Source organism: Paraperlucidibaca baekdonensis, assembly GCF_003387535.1.
Taxonomy (GTDB): Bacteria; Pseudomonadota; Gammaproteobacteria; order Pseudomonadales; family Moraxellaceae; genus Perlucidibaca; species Perlucidibaca baekdonensis.
Genome location: NZ_QUNR01000008.1, coordinates 1 through 5,709, shown reverse-complemented (window position 1 = coordinate 5,709; position 5,709 = coordinate 1). Strand labels below are relative to the sequence as shown.

Here is a 5,709-nt window from a genome sequence, read left to right as displayed (position 1 = left end):
TTTCCAAACCCCAGACAGCAAAAAGCCCCCGTCATTTCTGACGAGGGCTGTTGCATTAGGTGCCTGGCAATGACCTACTTTCACATGGCTACTGCCACACTATCATCGGCGCAGACCGGTTTCACTACTGAGTTCGAGATGGGATCAGGTGGTTCACAGTCGCTATGGTCGCCAGGCAATTTGGCGGACTAGATCTGCTCGTTATCGCTAACGGCGATCGTCCAAATTCGTGATTCGAGTCGTCAAACTGTGTACTTAAACACTCAAGAGAACGCGTCAAGCGTCATTGAAATCTTAAACACCAACCCACTCATGCAGTTCAAACTGCTTGGGTGTTATATGGTCAAGCCTCACGGGCAATTAGTATTCGTTAGCTTCACGCATCACTGCGCTTCCACACCGAACCTATCAACGTCCTGGTCTCGAACGACCCTTTAGGGGACTTAAAGTCCCAGTGAGATCTCATCTTAAGGTGGGCTTCCCGCTTAGATGCTTTCAGCGGTTATCCCTTCCGAACGTAGCTACCCGGCTATGCCACTGGCGTGACAACCGGCGCACCAGAGGTTCGTCCACTTCGGTCCTCTCGTACTAGAAGCAGCTCCTCTCAAATCTCAAACGCCCACGGTAGATAGGGACCGAACTGTCTCACGACGTTCTAAACCCAGCTCGCGTACCTCTTTAAATGGCGAACAGCCATACCCTTGGGACCTGCTTCAGCCCCAGGATGAGATGAGCCGACATCGAGGTGCCAAACACCGCCGTCGATATGAACTCTTGGGCGGTATCAGCCTGTTATCCCCAGAGTACCTTTTATCCGTTGAGCGATGGCCCTTCCATACAGAACCACCGGATCACTATGACCTACTTTCGTACCTGCTCGGCTTGTCGGCCTCGCAGTTAAGCGCGCTTGTGCCATTACACTAACCTCACGATTTCCGACCGTGATTAGCGCACCTTCGTGCTCCTCCGTTACTCTTTAGGAGGAGACCGCCCCAGTCAAACTACCCACCAGACAATGTCCCCGACCCAGATAATGGGCCTAGGTTAGAACCTCAACGTTACCAGGCTGGTATTTCAAGGTCGGCTCCATGCAAACTAGCGTTCGCACTTCAAAGCCTCCCAGCTATCCTACACAAGTAAAATCAAAGTTCACTGTCAAGCTGCAGTAAAGGTTCACGGGGTCTTTCCGTCTAGCCGCGGGTAAACGGCATCTTCACCGCTATTTCGATTTCACTGAGTCTCTGGTGGAGACAGCGCCGCCATCGTTACGCCATTCGTGCAGGTCGGAACTTACCCGACAAGGAATTTCGCTACCTTAGGACCGTTATAGTTACGGCCGCCGTTTACCGGGGCTTCGATCAAGAGCTTCGCACGAATGCTAACCCCATCAATTAACCTTCCGGCACCGGGCAGGCGTCACACCCTATACGTCCACTTTCGTGTTTGCAGAGTGCTGTGTTTTTAATAAACAGTCGCAGCGGCCTGGTTTCTGAGGCTGCCATGCGCTTACGGAGCAAGTCCTTCACGCGCAGCAGCGCACCTTCTCCCGAAGTTACGGTGCCATTTTGCCTAGTTCCTTCACCAGAGTTCTCTCAAGCGCCTTGGTCTTCTCGACCTGACCACCTGTGTCGGTTTCGGGTACGGTTACTCACTATCTGAAGCTTAGAGGCTTTTCTTGGAAGCATGGCATCGGTGACTTCAGTCCACATGGGACCTGGTCTCAGTTCTCAGCATTAATAACCCCCCGGATTTGCCTAAGGGATCTGCCTACTACCTTTCCCCGGGACAACCAACGCCCGGTACACTTAGCCTTCTCCGTCCCCCCATCGCAATAATGAGCAGTATCGGAATATTAACCAATTTCCCATCGACTACGCTTCTCAGCCTCGCCTTAGGGGCCGACTCACCCTGCGCCGATTAACGTTGCGCAGGAACCCTTGGTCTTTCGGCGTGGGGGTTTTTCACCCCCATTATCGTTACTCACGTCAGCATTCGCACTTCTGATACCTCCAGCAGGCTTCTCAACCTACCTTCAACGGCTTACAGAACGCTCCCCTACCACTTGCAACATGTGCAAATCCGCAGCTTCGGTACTATGTTTAGCCCCGTTACATCTTCCGCGCAGGCCGACTCGACTAGTGAGCTATTACGCTTTCTTTAAAGGGTGGCTGCTTCTAAGCCAACCTCCTAGCTGTCTATGCCTTCCCACATCGTTTCCCACTTAACATAGATTTTGGGACCTTAGCTGGCGGTCTGGGTTGTTGCCCTCTTGACGATGGACGTTAGCACCCACCGTCTGTCTCCCGGATAGTACTCACAGGTATTCGGAGTTTGCATCGGGTTGCTAAGTCGAGATGACCCGCTAGCCGAAACAGTGCTCTACCCCCTGTGGTATTCGTCCGAGGCGCTACCTAAATAGCTTTCGGGGAGAACCAGCTATCACCAAGTTTGATTAGCCTTTCACCCCTATCCACAAGTCATCCCCTGGCTTTTCAACGACAGTGGGTTCGGACCTCCAGTTCGTGTTACCGAACCTTCATCCTGCTCATGGATAGATCACTTGGTTTCGGGTCTACTCCCAGCAACTAAACGCCCTATTAAGACTCGGTTTCCCTACGGCTCCCCTATTCGGTTAACCTCGCTACTGAGAATAATTCGCTGACCCATTATACAAAAGGTACGCAGTCACCCCACGAAGGGGCTCCCACTGCTTGTATGCACACGGTTTCAGGATCTATTTCACTCCCTTCACCAGGGTTCTTTTCGCCTTTCCCTCACGGTACTAGTTCACTATCGGTCAGTCAGGAGTATTTAGCCTTGGAGGATGGTCCCCCCATATTCAGACAAGGTTTCTCGTGCCCCGCCCTACTTGTTCTACACTTAGTTCCACAGGCTCGTTTTCGCGTACGGGGCTATCACCCACTATGGCCAGACTTTCCAGTCTGTTCCACTAACGCGCCTGCTAAAGAGTAGAGGCTAGTCCCTGTTCGCTCGCCGCTACTTAGGGAATCTCGGTTGATTTCTTTTCCTAGGGGTACTGAGATGTTTCACTTCCCCCCGTTCGCCTCACATACCTATGTATTCAGTATGTGATACATGGGCATTGACCCCATGTGGGTTTCCCCATTCAGACATCTCCGGATCACAGGCTGTTTGCCGCCTCCCCGAAGCTTTTCGCAGGCTACCACGTCTTTCATCGCCTCTGACTGCCAAGGCATCCACCGTGTGCACTTATTCACTTGACCATATAACCCCAAACAGTCTGCCGCCACATCGAAACATGGTTACAGTGTTTAGAGTCGGATCAGTGTCTAAAATACCAACAACGCTTGACTCAGTTCTCTTTGTTTGGATTGATGATTACTCATCAATCTAGACTCGAATTCACTTGTTAAAGAACATTGTTGCCGGTCATCCCGGTCAACCTGGAAAATCCAGACATCAATAGTTAATTTTATACTCTTACCGAGTTAACTATTCAGGTCTGTGCTTTCACACTACCAATACTGCACCCTGCCTTATGTCTGCATTCTCACCAAAATATGGTGGAGCCAGTCGGGATCGAACCGACGACATCTAGCTTGCAAAGCTAGCGCTCTCCCAGCTGAGCTATGGCCCCGCATTCACGCTGCAGACCCTTTAACTTAGTGGTGGGCCTGACAAGACTTGAACTTGTGACCCCACGCTTATCAAGCGTGTGCTCTAACCAGCTGAGCTACAGGCCCGCTAAGCTCGGGTTTTTCATTTGATCAGACAACTTGATGTGGGTTCTTGTGGAAGCTGGCATCGAAATCGATTAAGGAGGTGATCCAGCCGCAGGTTCCCCTACGGCTACCTTGTTACGACTTCACCCCAGTCATTGACCACACCGTGGTAAGCGCCCCCCTTGCGGTTAGGCTACCTACTTCTGGTGCAGTAAACTCCCATGGTGTGACGGGCGGTGTGTACAAGGCCCGGGAACGTATTCACCGCGGCATTCTGATCCGCGATTACTAGCGATTCCGACTTCATGGAGTCGAGTTGCAGACTCCAATCCGGACTACGATCGGCTTTTTGAGATTAGCGCACTCTCGCGAGTTGGCAACCCTTTGTACCGACCATTGTAGCACGTGTGTAGCCCTAGCCGTAAGGGCCATGATGACTTGACGTCGTCCCCGCCTTCCTCCGGTTTGTCACCGGCAGTCTCCCTAGAGTTCCCACCATTACGTGCTGGCAACTAAGGACAAGGGTTGCGCTCGTTGCGGGACTTAACCCAACATCTCACGACACGAGCTGACGACAGCCATGCAGCACCTGTGTTCCGATTCCCGAAGGCACTCTCGCATCTCTGCAAGATTCCGGACATGTCAAGGCTAGGTAAGGTTCTTCGCGTTGCATCGAATTAAACCACATGCTCCACCGCTTGTGCGGGCCCCCGTCAATTCATTTGAGTTTTAGTCTTGCGACCGTACTCCCCAGGCGGTCTACTTAATGCGTTAGCTGCGCCACTAAAGGATCAAGTCCCCCAACGGCTAGTAGACATCGTTTACGGCATGGACTACCAGGGTATCTAATCCTGTTTGCTCCCCATGCTTTCGCACCTCAGCGTCAGTGTTAGGCCAGAAGGCTGCCTTCGCCATCGGTATTCCTCCAGATATCTACGCATTTCACCGCTACACCTGGAATTCTACCTTCCTCTCCCACACTCTAGCCACGCAGTTTTGAAGGCAATTCCCAAGTTGAGCTCGGGGATTTCACCTCCAACTTACGTAACCGCCTACGCGCGCTTTACGCCCAGTAATTCCGATTAACGCTTGCACCCTCTGTATTACCGCGGCTGCTGGCACAGAGTTAGCCGGTGCTTATTCTGCGAGTAACGTCACTGCTCAAGGGTATTAACCCAGAACATTTCCTCCTCGCTTAAAGTGCTTTACAACCCGAAGGCCTTCTTCACACACGCGGCATGGCTGGATCAGGCTTTCGCCCATTGTCCAATATTCCCCACTGCTGCCTCCCGTAGGAGTCTGGGCCGTGTCTCAGTCCCAGTGTGGCTGATCATCCTCTCAGACCAGCTAGAGATCGTCGCCTTGGTGAGCCTTTACCTCACCAACTAGCTAATCTCGCTTGGGCTCATCTTATAGTGGAAGGTCCGAAGATCCCCTCCTTTCTCCCGTAGGACGTATGCGGTATTAGCGTTCCTTTCGAAACGTTATCCCCCGCTACAAGGCAGATTCCCAAGTATTACTCACCCGTTCGCCACTAGGTGTTAGTGCAAGCACCAACACCTCGTTCGACTTGCATGTGTTAAGCCTGCCGCCAGCGTTCAATCTGAGCCATGATCAAACTCTTCAGTTTATATTTCATAGTGCTAAAGTGCACCAAACTTGGCTCAACGAACATTGGTTCTTACTAATGAATTCACGAGTAAGTTAATGTCGTTGAAAGTTCATCTATCGATGTCCTAACAACCACAAAAACCCACACAAGTTGTCTGATCAAACTGTTAAAGAACTCATCACTGCATCGTCTGCAGCGTGCCAAGCAAGGAGGCGTATTCTAGTGATTTACATCACCGTGTCAACTGCATTTTGAAACTATTTCGTTTCATTTCCGCAGCGACTAGAAGCAACTTCAAACAACCTCGCTCCCAACACCCAAGTTACTGTTTTTACACAACTAATCTTGTTTAGCTACCTAAGCAGCGCTGGTGTGGGGCGCATTATAGGGATG

2 tRNA genes and 3 rRNA genes are annotated in these 5,709 nt (G+C 51.5%); all 5 read right to left on the bottom strand.

Going from position 1 to position 5,709, the window contains the following annotated elements:
- Positions 1 to 61: 61 nt before the first annotated feature.
- The 5 genes from rrf to DFR26_RS10975 all read right to left on the bottom strand — a co-directional run bounded on the left by rrf (position 62) and on the right by DFR26_RS10975 (position 5,334).
- A 5S ribosomal RNA gene (rrf, locus tag DFR26_RS10995) occupies positions 62 to 176 on the bottom strand.
- Positions 177 to 339: 163 nt separating this feature from the next.
- A 23S ribosomal RNA gene (locus DFR26_RS10990) occupies positions 340 to 3,245 on the bottom strand.
- Positions 3,246 to 3,543: 298 nt separating this feature from the next.
- Positions 3,544 to 3,619: transfer RNA gene (locus DFR26_RS10985), tRNA-Ala, on the bottom strand.
- 29 nt (positions 3,620 to 3,648) lie between these two features.
- A tRNA-Ile gene (locus DFR26_RS10980) sits at positions 3,649 to 3,725 on the bottom strand.
- 72 nt (positions 3,726 to 3,797) lie between these two features.
- Positions 3,798 to 5,334: ribosomal RNA gene (locus tag DFR26_RS10975) — 16S ribosomal RNA — on the bottom strand.
- The 16S, 23S and 5S rRNA genes sit together here with 2 tRNA genes alongside, the layout of an rRNA operon.
- Positions 5,335 to 5,709 lie beyond the last annotated feature (375 nt).